The organism is Sphingobacterium corticibacter (assembly GCF_003076635.1).
Taxonomy (GTDB): Bacteria; Bacteroidota; Bacteroidia; order Sphingobacteriales; family Sphingobacteriaceae; genus Sphingobacterium; species Sphingobacterium corticibacter.
This window is the reverse complement of record NZ_QDKG01000001.1, coordinates 495,053-514,145: the sequence shown is the minus strand read 5'-3', so window position 1 is coordinate 514,145 and position 19,093 is coordinate 495,053. Positions and strand designations below refer to the sequence as shown.

Annotated in this window: 15 protein-coding genes; 12 read left to right on the top strand and 3 right to left on the bottom strand. The window is 42.5% G+C overall.

Translation table 11 applies throughout. The annotated features are described in order from the left end of the window. Positions 1 to 111: 111 nt before the first annotated feature. The 4 genes from fsa (at position 112) to DC487_RS02230 (ending at position 4,187) form a co-directional block, all read left to right on the top strand. A complete protein-coding gene (fsa, locus tag DC487_RS02250) occupies positions 112 to 771 on the top strand; it encodes a fructose-6-phosphate aldolase (protein WP_116774323.1) in 660 nt (219 codons plus the stop codon). Positions 772 to 904: 133 nt separating this feature from the next. Then, positions 905 to 1,318 carry a Fur family transcriptional regulator gene (locus DC487_RS02245; RefSeq protein ID WP_239016302.1) on the top strand — a complete coding sequence of 138 codons (414 nt, stop codon included), beginning with the start codon at positions 905 to 907 and terminating at the stop codon, positions 1,316 to 1,318. 424 nt (positions 1,319 to 1,742) lie between these two features. After that, positions 1,743 to 3,872 (top strand): ribonuclease R, encoded by a 2,130-nt coding sequence (rnr, locus tag DC487_RS02235; RefSeq protein WP_116774320.1) that lies wholly within the window; start codon positions 1,743 to 1,745, stop codon positions 3,870 to 3,872. A 36-nt stretch (positions 3,873 to 3,908) separates the two neighbouring features. Then, positions 3,909 to 4,187, top strand: a complete 279-nt coding sequence (locus DC487_RS02230; RefSeq protein WP_116774319.1) for a GNAT family N-acetyltransferase — start codon at positions 3,909 to 3,911, stop codon at positions 4,185 to 4,187. A 151-nt stretch (positions 4,188 to 4,338) separates the two neighbouring features. Here DC487_RS02230 and DC487_RS02225 read toward each other — a convergent pair whose 3' ends face one another. Further along, complete coding sequence (locus tag DC487_RS02225; RefSeq protein ID WP_116774318.1) at positions 4,339 to 4,791, bottom strand: hypothetical protein; 453 nt, start codon at positions 4,789 to 4,791, stop codon at positions 4,339 to 4,341. A gap of 313 nt (positions 4,792 to 5,104) precedes the next feature. On the opposite strand from DC487_RS02225, the gene rpsL reads away from it, so the two are divergent. The 8 genes from rpsL (at position 5,105) to DC487_RS02185 (ending at position 15,968) form a co-directional block, all read left to right on the top strand. Next, positions 5,105 to 5,518, top strand: a complete 414-nt coding sequence (gene rpsL, locus DC487_RS02220) for a 30S ribosomal protein S12 (RefSeq protein WP_002993550.1) — start codon at positions 5,105 to 5,107, stop codon at positions 5,516 to 5,518. A 19-nt stretch (positions 5,519 to 5,537) separates the two neighbouring features. Further along, positions 5,538 to 6,005: a 30S ribosomal protein S7 gene (gene rpsG, locus DC487_RS02215; RefSeq protein WP_066753031.1), complete on the top strand. Its 468-nt coding sequence runs from the start codon at positions 5,538 to 5,540 to the stop codon at positions 6,003 to 6,005. A gap of 135 nt (positions 6,006 to 6,140) precedes the next feature. After that, positions 6,141 to 8,264 (top strand): elongation factor G, encoded by a 2,124-nt coding sequence (gene fusA / locus DC487_RS02210; protein WP_116774317.1) that lies wholly within the window; start codon positions 6,141 to 6,143, stop codon positions 8,262 to 8,264. A gap of 81 nt (positions 8,265 to 8,345) precedes the next feature. Further along, positions 8,346 to 8,651, top strand: coding sequence for a 30S ribosomal protein S10 (gene rpsJ, locus DC487_RS02205; protein ID WP_066753028.1), 306 nt, complete (start codon positions 8,346 to 8,348; stop codon positions 8,649 to 8,651). 122 nt (positions 8,652 to 8,773) lie between these two features. Continuing rightward, positions 8,774 to 9,373 (top strand): sigma-70 family RNA polymerase sigma factor, encoded by a 600-nt coding sequence (locus DC487_RS02200; RefSeq protein ID WP_116774316.1) that lies wholly within the window; start codon positions 8,774 to 8,776, stop codon positions 9,371 to 9,373. 127 nt (positions 9,374 to 9,500) lie between these two features. Continuing rightward, positions 9,501 to 10,469 carry a FecR family protein gene (locus tag DC487_RS02195; RefSeq protein ID WP_116774315.1) on the top strand — a complete coding sequence of 323 codons (969 nt, stop codon included), beginning with the start codon at positions 9,501 to 9,503 and terminating at the stop codon, positions 10,467 to 10,469. 144 nt (positions 10,470 to 10,613) lie between these two features. Next, entirely contained in the window at positions 10,614 to 14,186 is a 3,573-nt protein-coding gene (locus DC487_RS02190) for a SusC/RagA family TonB-linked outer membrane protein (protein ID WP_116774314.1), read from the top strand. Positions 14,187 to 14,198: 12 nt separating this feature from the next. Continuing rightward, positions 14,199 to 15,968 carry a RagB/SusD family nutrient uptake outer membrane protein gene (locus DC487_RS02185; protein WP_116774313.1) on the top strand — a complete coding sequence of 590 codons (1,770 nt, stop codon included), beginning with the start codon at positions 14,199 to 14,201 and terminating at the stop codon, positions 15,966 to 15,968. Positions 15,969 to 16,072: 104 nt separating this feature from the next. On the opposite strand, the gene DC487_RS02180 is transcribed toward DC487_RS02185, so the two are convergent. Next, on the bottom strand, positions 16,073 to 16,711 hold the full coding sequence (locus DC487_RS02180) for an outer membrane beta-barrel protein (RefSeq protein WP_116774312.1): 639 nt from the start codon (positions 16,709 to 16,711) through the stop codon (positions 16,073 to 16,075). 121 nt (positions 16,712 to 16,832) lie between these two features. Further along, the gene (locus DC487_RS02175; protein ID WP_116774311.1) at positions 16,833 to 19,085 is read right to left on the bottom strand and encodes an NADP-dependent isocitrate dehydrogenase; all 2,253 of its coding nucleotides are present in this window, start codon (positions 19,083 to 19,085) and stop codon (positions 16,833 to 16,835) included. Positions 19,086 to 19,093: the final 8 nt, after the last annotated feature.

Here is a 19,093-nt window from a genome sequence, read left to right as displayed (position 1 = left end):
TTTAAGAATAACCATTTACTCTTTGAAGTTTTTATAGTTAACTTTGGAACAACTGACGCGAGTGTTAGTTTTTACCAATAGTATAATACACTAAAAATCAATACATCGAATATGAAGTTTTTTATCGACACGGCAAATCTGGAGCAGATCAAAGAAGCACAGGATTTGGGCGTATTAGATGGGGTAACCACCAACCCGAGCCTGATGGCCAAAGAAGGTATTTCTGGACAGGAAAACATCTTGAATCACTACCGAGCAATTTGCGATATTGTGGATGGAGATGTGAGTGCAGAAGTGATCGCAACGACCTACAACGAGATGATCGAAGAAGGTGAAGCATTAGCAGCATTGAACCCTAAAATCGTCGTCAAAGTACCGATGATCAAAGACGGTGTAAAGGCGATCAAATACTTCTCGAGCAAAGGAATCAAAACCAATTGTACGTTGGTATTTTCAGCTGGTCAAGCACTACTTGCAGCGAAGGCTGGAGCGACGTATGTATCGCCATTTATCGGTCGTCTTGACGACATCTCGGTAGACGGTTTGGCACTGATCGAAGAGATCCGTTTGATCTATGATAACTACGCATTCGAGACTCAGATCTTGGCGGCTTCGGTACGTCATAGTGCGCACATTTTAGGCTGTGCTAAGCTGGGTGCAGACGTCATGACCGGACCACTTTCGGCCATGCTATCTTTGTTGAAACACCCACTTACGGATAGTGGACTAACACAGTTTTTGGCGGACTACAACAAGGCTGCTGGAAAGTAATTTTGAGCCTATTTCAAGGCGCTGTAAAACCGTTGTCATATCCTATGGCGACGGTTTTTTTTTGACTTTATAATACGTACTTTTATACCGTATGAAAGAAGATCAAAAAGGACCGGTAGAGGCGAATGATTTAGTGAGTTTTAAAAACTTGCTTCGCGAAAATAAGCTGAAGGTGACCCAGCCAAGACTGCGTGTTTTGGAAATCATATCTGCGAAAGATAGCGCCATCTCACAACCCGAGTTGGAAAAATTGCTGGGCAAGGAAACTGACAGAGTGACGCTATACCGCATCCTAGCCAGCTTCGAAGAGAAAGGGATTCTGCACAAAGTATTTGACTTACATGGTACCGCAACCTACGCGACATGCTCGCACCATTGCTCGGAACACAAACACGAGGATCAGCATATTCACTTCATTTGCTCTTCGTGCAATAGTGTCATTTGTCTCGAAGAAATCTCCATTCCCAACATCCGAGTACCGAAGAATTTCGCCCTGCAATCAGTAGCGGTCAATGCGGTCGGACTTTGCGATAAGTGTCAGTCATAAATCTTCATTCGCTTTCAAGAGATTAGCTAAAATCAATAAATATGTCATTCGCTAAATATTTATTAAATTCAAAATATAACACTAATATTTAATAGTTTACATACCCAAATATTACGTCATTATTCATATAAATTATTTTAGCAAAGTCATCAAATATTGATGGCTTTCTCTATTAATTAACCACATGCCTCTTAAATGCACTTTGGCTATTCAAATATTTTAGCAAATTCATGTATATACTATTATAATTCAGTATAATAAATAAGCTAAAATAAAACCATTATTCACAATAACCAAATTCAACATCACCCCTACCCCATCACCTTGTATATGCCGCAAAAAAAGGTTACCTTCGAGTAGATACGAATTAGTTTTCTCTTGCAGATTTGCAACTGTAAACTGTTCTAAAAATTCGACACAAACGATGAAGAATAAAACAGACAAAATCTATAAAGACGTTTTCGTAAAACTGATTGTAGAGATTTTTGAAAAAGGAAATAACAAGCCGCTCAACTACAAACAGGTGAGCGCAAAGTTGCGATTGGATGACGAAGAAGCAAAAGAAGCTATACGAGACATTCTGTCAGACAATTCAAAAGACGGGCTATTCGTATCGCACGATCGCGGCAAGTATAAATTGAAATCAATCAAGGTTTATGTGACGGGAAAAGTAGACATGACTGCCGACGGATCGGCATTCATCGTCCCCGAAGATTCAGCAGATGGAGACATCTTTGTCGCCCCTCGTAAACTGCGCCAAGCGCTCCATGGAGACATCGTAAAAGTCCACGTTTTTGAACGCAAAGGCGGCCGCAAAAAAGAGGGCGAAGTAGTCGAAATTATACAACGTGCAAAGACCGATTTTACAGGAACGATCGACATCACGGGAAGCTTCGCTTTCTTCGTAGCCGACGACCGAAAGATGCACCACGACATCTTCATTCCGCTAGACAATTTGAACGGCGCGAAGAACGGCGAAAAGGTACTGGTCTCCATTTTGGAATGGCCACGAAGTGCGAAGAACCCGATCGGGATCGTGAAGAATGTTTTAGGCAAAAAAGGAGAGAATAATACCGAGATGAATGCGATCTTGGCAGACTTCGGATTCCCCCTAAACTTCCCCCATGATGTGGAAGAAGAATCGAAAAATATCTCCACCGAAATCACCGCCGAGGAGATCTCCAAGAGACGTGATTTCAGAGCCACCACGACCTTCACGATTGACCCATTGGACGCCAAAGATTTTGATGATGCCATCTCTTTCCAAAGACTAGAAAATGGCAACTATGAGATTGGTGTTCACATCGCGGATGTGTCGCATTATGTGATCCCAGATTCGCCACTAGACAAGGAAGCCTTTGACCGCGGCACCTCGGTATATCTGGTAGATCGCGTGATCCCAATGTTACCCGAGCGCTTGTCCAACAATCTCTGTTCACTACGACCAAAAGAAGACAAACTTTGTTTCTCTGCCGTCTTTGAATTAAACGATCAAGCGCAGATTCAAAACGAATGGTTTGGGCGCACCGTGATCCATTCCGACCGCCGCTTCACGTACGAAGAAGCACAAGAAGTGATCGAAAATAAATCGGGGGATTTTGCTGACGAAATTTTAAAGCTCAACGAGCTCGCATACATTCTGCGTGAAAAGAAATTCAAAAGTGGCGCCATCAGTTTCGAATCCGAGGAAGTAAAATTCCACCTCGACGAAAACGGCAAGCCAACCGGCGTATATACCAAAGTACGAAAGGATGCACACAAACTCATCGAAGATTTTATGCTATTAGCAAACAGGCGCGTAGCAGAATTCATTGGTAAGCGCGGTAAAGGAAAGAATAAACCAACTTTCGTATATCGCTTCCATGATGTACCAAAACCCGATGCGCTCGCTTCCTTCTCGCAATTCGCTTCTAGATTTGGTCATAAATTGAACACAAAGACGGACAAGGAAACCGCCAAATCGCTGAATGCGTTAATGACAAAGATCGAAGGACAAAAAGAGCAAAACATACTGACTTCGCTGGCGGTACGTTCCATGGCAAAGGCGATCTATACGACCAAGCACACCTCGCATTACGGATTGGCTTTTGATTATTACACACACTTCACTTCGCCTATCCGCCGATATCCCGACGTGATGGTACACCGCCTGCTGCAATTCTATTTAGATGGTGGCGAAAAGGTGAATCCAGAGCATTACGAGAAACTATGTGAGCACAGCTCGCAAATGGAAAAGAAAGCGGCAGAAGCAGAACGCGCATCCATCAAATACAAGCAAGCCGAATTCTTGCAAGATCAGATTGGCGTAGAATATACCGGATTAATCTCCGGTGTAACTGAATGGGGCATGTACGTTGAGATCGAAGAGAACAAGTGTGAGGGAATGATTCGCCTGCGCGACATCAATGATGATTTCTACACCTTGGATGAAAAGAATTATGCCATCATCGGTCAGCGTAAGAAAAAAGTCTACCAACTGGGCGACGAGGTACAGATCAAAGTCAAGAAAGTAGATTTAGAGAAACGTCAAATTGATTTTACGCTAGTAAGCTAAGAAAAACCGCTAAAGCAACATTTAAAAGTAAACACCATGCAAGTAGAACAGATAAATCACGATAATAAAGGTTATTTCAAAGCCACAGAGGATAATAAAGAAGCAGGGCGAATGACTTATTCTTGGGCAGGCGACAGTCGCATCATCATCGACCACACCGAAGTAAACCCTGATTTCAAAGGAAGAGGTGTCGGTAAAACCATATTAATGGAGATTGTAAGTTTCGCGAGAGCAAAAAACATCAAAATCTTACCGCTTTGTCCTTTCGCTAAAAGTGTATTCGACAAGACCGAAGAGATTCGGGATGTTTTGTAGTTTTTTCAGGTTAATAAGGTTAATAGCGTTTATAAGGTTTAGATTACCAAACCTTCGTTCCTCAGGTTCGCAAAGACGTGGCTATTACGGAAAAAAAGCGCCAGAACATCAGTTCTGGCGCTTTGTATTCTTTGTATTTGTACAAATTAACTTAATATTGAAAACTAAGCACGGTAGTTGTAGTATTTGGTAAAATATCTTTGGTTTGCTCCACAATTACCTGACCGCCTTGTTCAATTTTATAAACCAATTTAAAAGGCTGTGCGTAAGCTTTAGCAGAAATCGTTACACTGGCAGCAAGATAGGAAGACGAACTTTCGAACGTTGCCGTTTTTCCGCCAGCAAAATACTCTCTATTTAAATCATAAATAGATTGCCCTGAAGTACCGGCCGCACCGTTAACCTTCCACAACGTAGGACCTTGTCCACTTGAACCAATCACTTGAGCAGACATCGTACTACCTTCTTCGCCAGTATAACCTTCAGCTGTGACAGTGACCTTTAACATTCCTTTGTCAGATGAAGTTTCATCATCTTTAGAACATCCAACAAACGCAAATGTTACCAATGCCAATACAATGGCAGCTACCCACTTATTTTTCATAGTTTTAAAAGTAAATTATTAATGTTTTAAATAGTTATTGTGCATTTGGCAAAATACACGCCATAGCCATGCGAAATTAGCAAAATATTTCTTACATCATTACAACAAAACATAAAATATTTAACCTCAGCGGAAAACTAAGGACGTATTACTAAAATGCTCTTAATTGATAACCGTGGTAGAGCCTAGTAATGAAAAACAAAAAAAACACGTCAACTATTTGCATCTAACTATTTAATATTCAAAAGGGAATAAGTATCTTTGCGGACTTTAAAAATTAATTTTAAACGAATTAAAAAACTAGAACAGGTAAATGCCTACTATTCAACAATTAGTTAGAAAAGGTAGAGTAGCTCTGGTTGACAAGAGTAAGTCACCAGCGTTGGACTCATGTCCACAGCGAAGAGGTGTATGTACACGTGTATATACTACTACCCCTAAAAAACCAAACTCAGCAATGCGTAAAGTTGCACGTGTACGTCTTACAAATGGTAAAGAGGTGAATGCCTACATTCCAGGAGAAGGCCACAACTTGCAAGAGCACTCTATCGTGTTAATCCGCGGTGGTCGTGTGAAAGATTTACCAGGTGTACGTTACCACATCATTCGTGGCGCATTGGATACATCAGGTGTAGCTGGTCGTAACCAACGTCGTTCTAAATACGGAACAAAACGTCCTAAACCAGGACAAGCAGCAGCAGCTCCTGCAAAAGGCAAAAAGAAATAATTAAACGGAGGAAAATAAAATGAGAAAGTCAAAACCAAAAAAGAGAATCATTTTACCTGATCCGAAGTTTAATGACGTTCAGGTAACGCGTTTCGTAAACAACATGATGTTCGATGGTAAAAAATCTATCGCATATTCTATCTTTTACGATGCAGTAGAATTAGTAGAGTCAAAAACTCAAGAGAACGGTCTTGAAGCTTGGAAAAAAGCATTGAACAATGTGATGCCTGCCGTAGAGGTAAAATCACGTCGTGTTGGTGGTGCTAACTTCCAAGTTCCTATGGAAGTTCGTCCAGATCGTAAAATCGCTTTAGGTATGAAATGGTTAATTTCTTATGCTCGCAAACGTGGTGAAAAAACTATGTTTGAAAAATTAGCAGGAGAAATCATTTCAGCTTCTAAAGGTGAAGGTGCAGCTGTGAAGAAGAAAGAAGATACGCACAAAATGGCGGAAGCTAACAAAGCGTTCTCACACTTCAGATTCTAATCGTGAAAACAACCAGAATCTAATAAGGCATACGCCGGCTTTGACATCCCGCAAGGGTTTGACAAAGCCGGTGTACTTATTTAAAAACATTGAACAACTTATACAGGCATTTAAGCCTATCGCTTTAAAATTATTATGGCAAGAGATTTAAGATTAACTAGAAATATCGGTATCGCTGCCCACATCGATGCTGGTAAGACTACAACAACAGAGCGTATCCTTTACTACTCTGGCGTAAACCACAAAATCGGTGAGGTTCACGAAGGTGCATCTACCATGGACTGGATGGAGCAAGAAGCAGAGCGTGGTATCACGATCACTTCAGCAGCTACGACAGTTTTCTGGAACTACCGCGACAAAAAATACCAAGTAAACGTAATTGATACTCCAGGACACGTGGATTTTACCGTAGAGGTAAACCGTTCTTTGCGCGTATTAGACGGGTTGGTATTCTTATTCTCCGCAGTAGACGGAGTAGAGCCACAGTCGGAGACTAACTGGCGTTTGGCAGATAACTACAAAGTGCCACGTATCGGTTTCGTAAACAAAATGGACCGTTCTGGCGCTGACTTCTTGAAAGTAGTTGGCCAAGTAAAATCTATGTTGGGTTCTGAAGCAGTTGCTTTGCAATTGCCAATCGGTGCCGAAGATACATTCAAAGGTGTGGTTGACTTGATCAACAACCGTGGTATCGTATGGAACGAGCATGATAAAGGTATGACCTTTACAGAAGTGCCAATTCCTGACGATATGTTGGACGAGGTGGCTGAATACCGCGAGAAATTATTAGAAGCAGTAGCTGGTTATGATGAGACTTTGATGGAGAAATTCTTCGAAGATCCTAATTCATTGACAGAGCGCGAAATCTTGAACGCTTTACGTGCAGCTGTATTAGATAACTCTATCGTACCTATGGTATGTGGTTCATCTTTCAAAAACAAAGGTGTACAAACTATGCTTGATTTGGTGATGGAATTATTGCCTTCGCCAATGGATTCAGAAGGTGTAAAAGGTACTCACCCTGACACTGGCGCTGAATTATTGCGTAAACCAGATGTAAACGAGCCTTTCGCAGCTTTAGGATTTAAAATCGCAACTGACCCATTCGTAGGTCGTTTGTGTTTCATCCGTGCATACTCTGGTAAATTAGATGCAGGTTCTTACGTATTGAATACTCGTTCTGGTAACAAAGAGCGTATCTCTCGTATCTTCCAAATGCACGCTAACAAGCAAAACCCTATCCCTTTCATCGAAGCTGGTGATATCGGTGCAGTAGTTGGTTTCAAAGACATCAAAACTGGTGACACTCTTTGTGAAGAGAAACACCCTATCGTATTGGAGTCAATGAACTTCCCTGAGCCAGTTATCGGTTTAGCTATCGAGCCTAAAACACAAGCTGACATGGATCGTTTGGGTATTGGTCTTGGTAAATTGGCTGAAGAGGATCCTACATTCGTCGTAAAAACTGACGAAGATACTGGTCAAACTGTCATCTCTGGTATGGGTGAGCTTCACTTAGAGATCTTGATCGACCGTTTGAAACGTGAGTTCAAAGTAGAAGTAAACCAAGGAGCTCCTCAAGTTTCTTACAAAGAATCTATCAACGGTACTACTGAGCACCGTGAGGTATTCAAGAAACAATCAGGTGGTCGTGGTAAATTTGCGGACATTAAAGTGGTTATCTCTCCAGCAGATGAAGATCATGATTTGTCTAAATCTCCACTTCAATTCGTGAACGAAATCGTTGGTGGTAAAATCCCTAAAGAATTTATCCCTTCTGTTCAGAAAGGTTTCGAAACTTCCATGGCAAACGGTGTATTAGCTGGATATCCATTATCTGGTATGAAAGTTCGTTTGATTGATGGTTCATTCCACGCAGTCGATTCAGATTCACTATCTTTCGAGTTAGCTGGTCGTCAAGCATACCGTGAGGCATTACCAAAATGTTCTCCAGTATTGATGGAGCCAATCATGAAAATCGAAGTGTTGACTCCAGAAGAAAACATGGGTGATGTAATGGGTGACTTGAACCGTCGTCGTGGTCAGATGCAAGGTCTTGACTCTCGTAACGGTGCTCAAGTAATCAAAGCATTAGTTCCACTTTCTGAGATGTTTGGTTATGTTACTCAATTGCGTACGATTACTTCTGGACGTGCAACTTCTACTATGGAGTTCGATCACTACGCAGAAGCTCCTCGTAACGTAATGGATGACGTAATCGCGAAAGCAAAAGGTAAACTTAAAGGTACTGAAGAATAATTCAGTCCTCAAAAATAAACCGATCGCCAGTTGTTAATAGCTCTAATTGGCGATCTTTTTAAAACAATTAAACAATAAACAATGAGCCAAAGAATCAGAATCAAATTGAAATCTTACGATTACAACTTGGTTGACAAATCAGCTGAGAAAATCGTAAAAACGGTAAAACCTACAGGTGCAGTAGTTAGCGGACCTATTCCATTGCCTACAGAGAAAAAAATCTATACGGTTTTGCGTTCACCACACGTTAACAAAAAAGCGCGTGAGCAGTTCCAACTAAGTGCTTACAAAAGACTATTGGATATCTACTCTTCTAACTCGAAAACAGTTGACGCGTTGATGAAACTTGAATTGCCTTCAGGCGTTGAAGTAGAAATCAAAGTGTGATCGATTTTCAATCTGAAAAATCTAAAAGCTCCCAGTCCAACTGGGAGCTTTTTTCGTATATAGGATTTTGCGGTTTGTAACAAAAATTATATATATTTATCACTACTTATTATAAACTACCTATGCAGAGCTCCGAACTAACCAACGAGATGCTGCTGTCCATGTTAAAAGAGAGTGACCACCGTGCCTTCGAAGAGATTTATCGGCGTTTCTGGCGATCACTATTCAGACAGCTTTATGCTAAATCCGGTGATATGGAATTAGCCGAAGAGTTAACGCAGAAAATCTTCGTTTCTCTGTGGGAACGTCGTGCCGATTTACAAATTCAGTTCCTGCCCTCCTACCTCGATGCGGCAGCCCGTTTTAGTTTTATCAACCATCTCAAATCTGTCATCAAAGCAGAACGCTTTGCCAACGTAGCCAAATCAGAAGAAGAATCAAAACAGCAGCAAAGCAGCCTCGATGCACTGGCCGCTAAAGAGCTGATGGCACAACTCTATGATGGCTTGGAAAAATTATCACCAAAAACAAGGCAAATATTTGTCATGAGTCGTCTAGAATACCAGCCGATCAAAAAAATTGCGCTAGCACTGCATCTCTCTGAAAAAGCAGTAGAATATCACATTACTAAATCGTTAAAGTCGCTGCGCATCATTCTGCGCGACTACCTTGCTGTGGCAATTCTTGCTATAAGTGTTAGCTTAACACTTGTTTTTTCTTAAACAAAGGAAATAAAAAATAATTTCAATTTCTTTTAGGGATACGTCTTACATGTGCTACTTATAGGGTAGATCGCGAGATTGAAATCTGCTTTCGCTAACCTATACACATTATAAACTGACTTTTCTGATGAGTCGTAAACAATTTCAAGCAATCCTGCAGCGATACCTGCAAAGAACCTGCACGCCCGAAGAAGCGCGCATGATCGAGCAATGGTACGACGGTCTTCCTGAAAAGGAAAAATTATCTTTGTGCGAGGAAGATTATCAAGTCATGGAAGAGCGTTTGTGGCACAAGATTTCGCAAGCCAACTCAACTTCCAAACCTACACTCAAACTATCCCAAACACCGTATGCTTGGATAGCGCTTGCTGCCGCTCTACTATTACCCATTTTAGTATTTACGTTTTGGCAACCGGCAACGGCGCTAGAAATTGTACGCAATGATGGCCACGATACCGTACGTATTGATTTACCTGATGGATCAATCATCCAACTACTACAAGGCGGCAGCTTGAGTTATGCAGCCGATTTTTCGCAGCGGAAAGTCTCGCTGGAAGGAAGCGCTATTTTTGACATTACTAGTGATCCACTACGGCCTTTTCGCGTACTGCATGGTAAAATGACCACACAAGTACTCGGCACACAATTTTTAATACAGGATACCAATAACGAGCAAAGCGAAGTAATTGTATACTCTGGCAAAGTTCATGTGACACAGACCTGCCAAGACTTCTCTTTGGCACAACGTCTATTCGCCAAATCGCGGGTCAACGAGCTCACACTTACCAGCAATCATCGCGCGGTATTCAATAAAAGACGAGAAACACTACAAGCTACCATCGTCGAAAAACCAAAACCTCTCCTGCTAGACACAGCACTTCTTGCCCAAGTACGCTTTCAGGCCATTGATCTACCAAAATTGGCCAACAAGCTTAGCAGAATATATGAGCTTGATATTCGGGTAACCCCGACTCACCATAGTACTACATTTACGGGCGACTTGGATAACCTAACACTCTTCGAGCAACTCGATCTGATCTGTGCTGTAACAGCCACACGGTACGTGATCCAAGATCGTCAAATTTCAATCTTGTAACCACTAACATTTAAACATGCATTTATGATAAAAACAAAAACTCGATTCTTAGCTGGCAACCTTCTGATCTGCCGACAACAACCTGAACGAACAGATGCACATCTGCTCGAAAAAACCAATTGGTAAACACTAAAACCCAGAATTATGAACCTCACAAAATACAGTTCCAAAGTGAACGCCATGAATAGAAAAGCCCTCCGCTGCGGCTTGCTATTCTTAGCGCTGGTGGTCGGGGCAAAATCACAGGCTGCGGAGAGCGAAAACCCAACGCATCAAAAAGTGACCTTGACAGAGAAAAAAATCAGTTTGCAACGCACAATTAATGAGATCGAAAAGCAGACAGAAATCAAATTTGTTTACAGTCCATCAGTCTTGCAAACGACGCGCATGCTCGACCTGAAAACAACCGACTGGGTACTTGGTCAGCTATTGAATCAAATACAAGCAGACCTCCAGGTGCAATACAAATTAGAAAACGAGAAAATTCTACTTCTCCGCACTTCAGCACAAAGTACCATCCGCGGTAAAGTAGTAGATGCGACCAGTAAGCAAGGCATCCAAGGCGTAGGCATCACCGTGAAAGGCACGAATGTAAGTACGCGCACAGAAGAAGATGGCAGCTTTGAGATCACCGCCAAAAGTGGTGATGTGCTTACCTTCGAATACATCGGATACACACAAAAAGATATACCCGTAACATCCGCAACGGATAATTATAACGTGCAATTGAGCGAATCTACCAGTAACCTGGACGAAGTCGTCGTAACGGGATATGCCTTACAACGACGTAAAGACCTGACCAGTGCAGTTTCTGTGGTGAACGTTTCGGAAATGAACCGTCAACCATCGGGTCAGATCAACAACCAATTGCAAGGACAGGCATCTGGTGTTACGGTAATCGGTTCTGGGCAACCCGGTCGTGAGCCACAAGTGCGAATTCGTGGTATTAATACATTTGGCAACAACTCACCGCTATACGTGGTAGATGGAATCCCGATTCAGAATATTGTGGATTTGAACCCGAATGATATCGAGCAGATGCAGGTGTTGAAAGATGCCGGTTCTGCTTCTATCTACGGAGCACGTGCCGCCAATGGGGTAATTATCATCACCACAAAAAAAGGGAAACAAGATGGTGAAGTTCGTGTGAATTACGATATGTTTTACGGCAGTCAACGCCCCATTTCGGGAAATATCTGGGATATCGCCACACCATTAGACAACGCGCGCTTGACTTTCCAAGCACAGCGTAACAGTGGTGTACCTGTCGGAAATGATTTGTATGGCACTGGCGCAGATCCACGCTTACCTGATTATATTGCCCCACAAGGTGCGATGGAAGGTGATCCGCGTGTGAACCCAGCTCTGTATAATGTAAATCCAAACTTTTTCGATAGAAATGCGGGCGATTTTTATCGGATCAATAAGGCTAATCACGCTGGTACAGATTGGGCTGATGAGATTTTTAGCAATGCGCCCATTATGAGCCACAATATTGCGGTAAGCCACGGTAACGAAAAGGGAGCATTCTTATTCTCCGCGAATTATTTCGATCAGCAAGGTGTTTTGAAAAACACGTTTATGAATCGCTACACGGTACGTGCCAACTCCAATTACAAAATTGGAAACCGCATCCGCGTAGGGGAAAACATCACGTATTCCTTGCGTCGCTCGCCTCAAAGTGGTGAAGGATCATTATCTGGTGGAATTGGAAATGATGGTATTGGAGAGTTGGATGAAGGAAATGCCATTGGTATGAGTTTCAGACAAGCACCGATTATTCCAGTATACGATATTATGGGTAACTATGCTGGAACTGCCGGTGGTGCACTCGGTAATGCACGTAACCCTGTAGCGATGCAAGATCGTATGCGCAATAACCGCAGCCAAAACAACCGCGTAATCGGTAATGTATTTGCAGAAGTAGATCTTTGGAAAAACTTCACAGCAAGAACCGTTTTTGGAGGTGAAATCGTTTCAGGAAACACACAACGCTTCGTATTCCCGCAGTATGAAAACTTAGAGAATGAGGTGGCCAATGCGTATACTGAAAATGCGATCAATGCGTGGAACTGGACTTGGACAAACACGATTAACTACAAGCAAAACTTCAACAATATTCATGACATTTCAGTCGTATTAGGAACAGAATCATTCCAAGAAAACTTCCGATTTATGGAAGCCACTACACAAGGATATGTATCTTTTGATCGTGACTTCGTAGATTTAAGTACTGGTTTTGGTGCACAAACTGCACGATCGGCAAGGGATGCTTCTACCCTTTTCTCTTATATCGGTCGAGTAGATTACAACTTTAAGCAGAAATACTTATTGGGATTAACCTTACGTCGCGATGCTTCCTCAAAATTCTTAAACAATCAGTCGGGGTGGTTCCCGGCAGTAAGTGCGGGCTGGCGCGTATCTGACGAGGAATTTATGGCCGGAGCAAAAGACTGGTTGAACGATTTCAAAATTCGAGGTGGATACGGTGTCATGGGTAATCAACTTAACGTGAATTCTCGTAACGCGTACAACACTTTCGTGGGCGTGCGCCGTGGTTCATATTATGATATCACCGGATCGGGTAACAGTACCGCTTTAGGTATTCAACCATTCCGTATCGGTAATCCAGATGCCCGTTGGGAGAAAAACATCAACACCAATATTGGTTTCGATGCCACATTATTTTCTCGCTTGGAGTTGAATGTTGATTACTATAGTAAGGTGGTAGACGACCTTTTGTACAATCCAGAATTGCCTGGAACAGCAGGTCGTGCATTGCAACCATTTACTAACGTAGCGCGCATGAAAAACTCGGGCTTGGATCTTGCAATCACCGGAAACTTTGATCTCGGCCCGGACTTGAAGTTAACTACAACTGGAACATTGACAACCTATAAAAACAATATTGAGAGTATTTCGCAAAACAGCAATTACTTCGACGTAATTGGTACGCAATACCGCTACAATGGTAACTATGTGGTACGCAACTCGGTGGGCAATCCGATGGGATCTTTCTTCGGATACCAAGTTGATGGATTCTGGAACTCACAAGAGGAAGTGAACGCGGCCAATGCTGGTGCTAGACAAGTTTCAGGAAATCCAGAAGCCGTTTACCAAACAGATATTGGCGTAGGTCGATTCCGTTATGCGGACACTAATGGCGATGGCATTATCGATGCGAGTGACCGTACTGTGTTAGGCAACCCCAATCCAACCATGAGTTATGGATTGAACCTTGGGTTGACTTATAAAAACTGGGATTTCACGGCGTTCTTCTACGGGGTAGCCGGCAATGATATTTGGAACAATGTACGTTGGTACACCGATTTCTATTCTTCATTCAACGGTAGTGCAAATAGTAATACCGCAGTATACAATTCCTGGACACCTGAAAACATGAATGCGAAAGCACCAATTCAGGAATTGGATGGATATACCAGTACCAAGAATGTTCCTAACTCGTACTTTGTAGAGCCAGGCGGTTACTTACGCTTACGTAATGCGGCTATTGGTTATACCTTACCAGAGGAATGGTTGACTAGAGCACGCCTCAAACGCGTACGAGTGTATGTACAGGCCGCCAATCTATTTACGATTACCAAATACACCGGTCCAGATCCAGAAATCTCTGGCTCTACTACCGCATTTGGAATTGACCAAGGTACGTACATCACACCACGTCAGATTTTATTTGGTTTGAATGTTGGATTTTAAAAACTAGGCATTATGAAAACGAAACTGCTAACGATTATACAATGGGGATTATGTGGTAGCCTACTTATTTCAGGCTGTAGCAAATCATTCCTAGAACAACCTCCTCTTGGGGAGCTTACCGAAGACCAACTGAGCAACAAAGTCGGTGTGATGTCTTTACTTACTGGTACCTACTCTGCCCTAGCCGCATCGCGAGATGACGATGGCTTAGGTGGTGGTGGCCCTTGGGAATCATCGCCAGACAATTGGATTTATGGCAGTGTAGCCAGTGGCGAAGCACACAAAGGTAGTGATGGTGGTGATCAGCCTGCTATCAATCAGATTGCGCGCCTATCATTCGATGCGAGTAATGGTTTTTTCAACAACAAATGGAAATCATCTTTTGAGGGTATCAGCAGAGCAAATCAGACGCTACGCTTCTTAGGCTTAGCACAAGATCTTACCGATCAAGAACGCTTAGAAATTGCTGCACAAGCCCGTTTTTTACGCGCGCACTTCTACTCTGACCTCAAAAAAATGTTTAATCAAGTGCCTTGGATCGATGAGACGAGCGAAACTTTGTATGCGCCTAATACAGCCGATATTTGGCCTCAAATTCAGGCCGATTTTGAATATGCGTTTGAAAATCTTCCTGCGACGCAAAGCGAAGTGGGTCGTGTAAACAAATGGGCTGCCGGTGCGTATTTGGGAAAAACCTTGCTGTATCAGAAGAAATTCCCAGAAGCTGCTACCGTTTTTACAGATGTGATAAACAATGGTGTGACCAGCAATGGACTGAAGTATGATCTTGTACCATTTAGAAACAACTTTGATGCCGCTACTAAAAACAATGCCGAATCGGTATTTGCCATACAAATGGTGGCCAACGATGGAACGAACTCCATTACGTTTGCCAACTCTGGCGGTCGTTTGAACTTCCCGTATGAAAGTCCATTCCGCTGTTGTGGTTTTTATCAGCCTACGCAGGATCTGGTAAACTCGTACCGTACTTCGCCAACCACCGGATTGCCTTATCTGGATGATTATAACAGTACCGCAATTGCCAGCGATATGAATATTGCTTCTGATGCCGCTTTTACACCTGATGCTACTACGGTAGATCCAAGGTTGGATTGGACCGTAGGAAGACGTGGAATTCCATTCCACGATTGGGGATTGCACCCAGGTCGTCGTTGGATTCGCGAGCAATCGAGCGCCGGACCCTACAGCAACAAAAAGAATATTTATTGGCAAGCTACACAGGATGTGTATTCCGATCAGAGTTCTTGGGCTCCGGGCACAGCGATCAATGTGTTGGTTATTCGCTTTGCAGATGTATTGTTGATGGCTGCCGAAGCACAGGCACAAAACGGCGCGCTGCCAATAGCACAAACGTACGTGAATCGCGTCAGAGCGCGCGCTGCTACACCGTCTGGCTGGCTGTATAGCTATATTAATAATAGTGCGCCAATGGCCGGATTTAATACTACTCCTGCGGCAAACTATTTGATTAATGAATATCCAGCAGGCTATTTTACATCAACTGATCTTGCACTTAAAGCGATTTATTTCGAACGCAAGCTAGAGTTAGCGATGGAAGGTCACCGATTCTTCGATTTATCCCGTTGGGGAATGTTGCAAACATCGATGAATACCTTCTACAATTACGAGGGAGGAATCACCACCGATGTACGCGGCGCTACGGCGATATCGCGCACGAACTATTTCCCTATTCCGCAGAATCAAATTGATTTGAGCGTCATTAATGGTTCGCCAACCTTAACTCAAAATCCGGGATATTAGGATTCTGATTACTAGTATTACATAAAACAAGCCCGGCCAATGGCCGGGCTTGTTGTTTTATAAGCTGTTAAACCTGTATTTTCTTTTGTATACTATCAGAAATACTATAGTTTGAATGTCAAACCGAATCTACTTGTCGAGAAGAAATTACCAAAATTATTGATATTCGCTAAAAAAGAAGAATCTCTTTCTGAGTCAGGTGATTTCTCTTTCTGTGTTTGGTATTGAAGTACATCAGCAAACATAAAATTAATAGCAATTTTTTCCGTTAGGAAAAAATTAGCACCAATACCTGCATTGACATTAAAACCATTAAATCTTGCATCTACATTTTCAAAGCTTTGCGACTCAATACGACTGCGGCTAGTCAAATACTTCGCTCCGAATTCTGTGTAGGTTTTAAATCGAGACCCTACTTCTAAAAAGTAATATCTACCGAAGGCCCCGACACCAAAAGTATTTGACTTATTCGTTTCTTCCACAGGTGAATCTAAATTAGCTTTCCGCGTACTAGATGCAACATTGAGGTCGATACCAACCGCAAATTTATTTGTAACAAAAAATCCTGCCTTGGGGTAGAAACTGAATTCAGTTGTTTTAGTATTGGCATTTTTGTGATCTGCACTAAAAGCACCTAAACTCCCTTCCAAAATTACATCCCCCTTCTTGAATTCAAATTCTTGTGCTGTACCTAACACAGCGAAACCCGCGATTGCAGAAATAGTTAATAATAGTTTTCTCATAATTAGATAAAATTTGCTCGAATATACAAATTTTACCAGATTAATGAATTTAAAAATCCCGTAAATAAAAAAACGCGGTGATTATCACCGCGTTCTTTGTTTATACTACTAAAATTCAGTACTAGCCTGTCACCAGTTGCTGTGAATTAGAAGCACTATTGTACAAAGCATCAATGGTCTTATTCAACGTCGCTGAAGGGCGCATTGCTTGAGCTGCTAATTCGTCTTTCGGGAAGTAGTAGCCACCGATCTCTTGTGCTTTACCTTGCGCATCGATCAACTCTTGATTGATTTGTGATTCTTTTTCTGCTAGCGCTTTTGCTACTGGCGCAAAACTTTCCGCTAACTCAGCATCAGCAGATTGTGCTGCTAACGCCTCAGCCCAGTAACTTGCCAAGTAGAAGTGCGATCCTCTGTTATCTAATTGACCAACCTTACGAGCAGGTGATTTATCATTGGCCAAGAATTTCGCATTTGCTTGATCTAACGCATCTGCTAATACCTGTGCTTTTTTATTATCCTGCGTTTGCGCTACATGCTCAAATGAAGCTTGCAATGCCAGGAATTCACCCAGTGAATCCCAACGTAGGTATCCTTCTGTGACAAATTGCTCTACATGCTTTGGCGCAGAACCACCTGCTCCAGTTTCAAACAATCCACCACCGTTCATCAATGGTACGATAGAAAGCATTTTCGCAGAAGTTCCTAACTCTAGAATTGGGAATAAATCTGTCAAGTAATCACGCAATACATTACCTGTTACGGAAATGGTATCTTCTCCTTTGCGAATGCGCTCTACCGAAAATTTAGTCGCTTCGATTGGTGCTAGGATACGAATGTCCACATCGCTCGTATCGTGATCTTTTAAGTAACGCTCTACTTTCGCGATGATCTCGCGATCGTGCGCGCGATCTTTATCTAACCAGAATACTGCTGGTGTGTCAGACAATCTAGCACGATTTACGGCTAATTTGACCCAGTCTTGTACAGGAGCATCTTTGGTTTGGCTCATACGGAAGATATCACCTTCCCCAACAGCTTGCTCCAATAGCACTGCACCTTCATTATTTACCACACGGATAGTTCCCTCTTCTGTTGCTTGAAAAGTCTTATCGTGCGATCCGTATTCTTCTGCCTTTTGCGCCATCAAACCAACATTTGGAACAGATCCCATCGTGGTCGGATCGTATGCCCCATTGGCTTTACAATCTTCGATAACAGCTTTATAAACTCCAGCGTACGAACGATCTGGGATGATCGCTAATGTATCGCGTTCCGCACCATTTTTGTCCCACATCTTGCCACCAATACGAATCATCGCTGGCATAGATGCATCTACAATCACATCAGAAGGTACGTGTAAGTTGGTAATTCCTTTATCCGAATTCACCATCGCCAAATCAGGTCCTGCTGCGATTGCTGCTTCGATAGCGGCTTTCACCTCATCCTCTTGTGCGTGACCGGCAATTTTACTATACACTTCGCCCAGTCCATTATTGGTATTTACTCCTAACTCTGCGAATAGAGATCCAAATTGATCGAATACATCTTTGAAGTAAACTTCTACAATTGCCGCAAAGATGATCGGGTCAGACACTTTCATCATCGTTGCTTTCAAGTGTGCAGATAACAATACGCCAGAAGCCTTAGCTTCTGCGATTGCAGCTTGTACGAATACTTTCAATTTGGAAACGCTCATCACCGAAGCATCGATGATCTCACCAGCTTTCAGCTTAGCAAAACCTTTTAGTTCTTGCGCAGTACCAGCAGAGTTGACAAATTCGATCTTAAATTCGGTGTCTTTATCGAGTGTCAACGATTTTTCTGAACCATAGAAATCTCCTTCAGACATAGAAGCCACTTCCGTCTTGCTCTCGTTAGACCAAGCGCCCATACGGTGCGGATTGGCTTTTACATAATTCTTTACCGCCTTTGGTGCGCGACGGTCAGAATTACCTTCGCGAAGGACCGGATTTACAGCAGAACCCAATACTTTTGAATAGGTTGCTTTTATATTTTTCTCCTCTTCGTTTTTCGGAGAGTCTGGATAATTTGGAACAGCATAGCCCGCTTTTTGCAATTCAGCGATCGCACTTTTAAGCTGCGGCACTGAAGCAGAAATATTAGGTAGCTTGATGATATTCGCTTCTGGCGTTGTAGCCAACTGCCCCAATTCTGCTAATGCATCAGCCGTTTTTTGATCTTCGGACAAAGAGTCGTTGAAGTGAGCTAAAATTCGACCTGCTAACGAGATGTCTTTTAATTCGACTTCGATATCAGCAGTTTTGGCAAATGCTTGTACAATTGGCAGGAATGAATAAGTGGCCAACAAGGGCGCTTCGTCTGTTTTTGTATAAATAATCTTAGATGACATAGTATCTT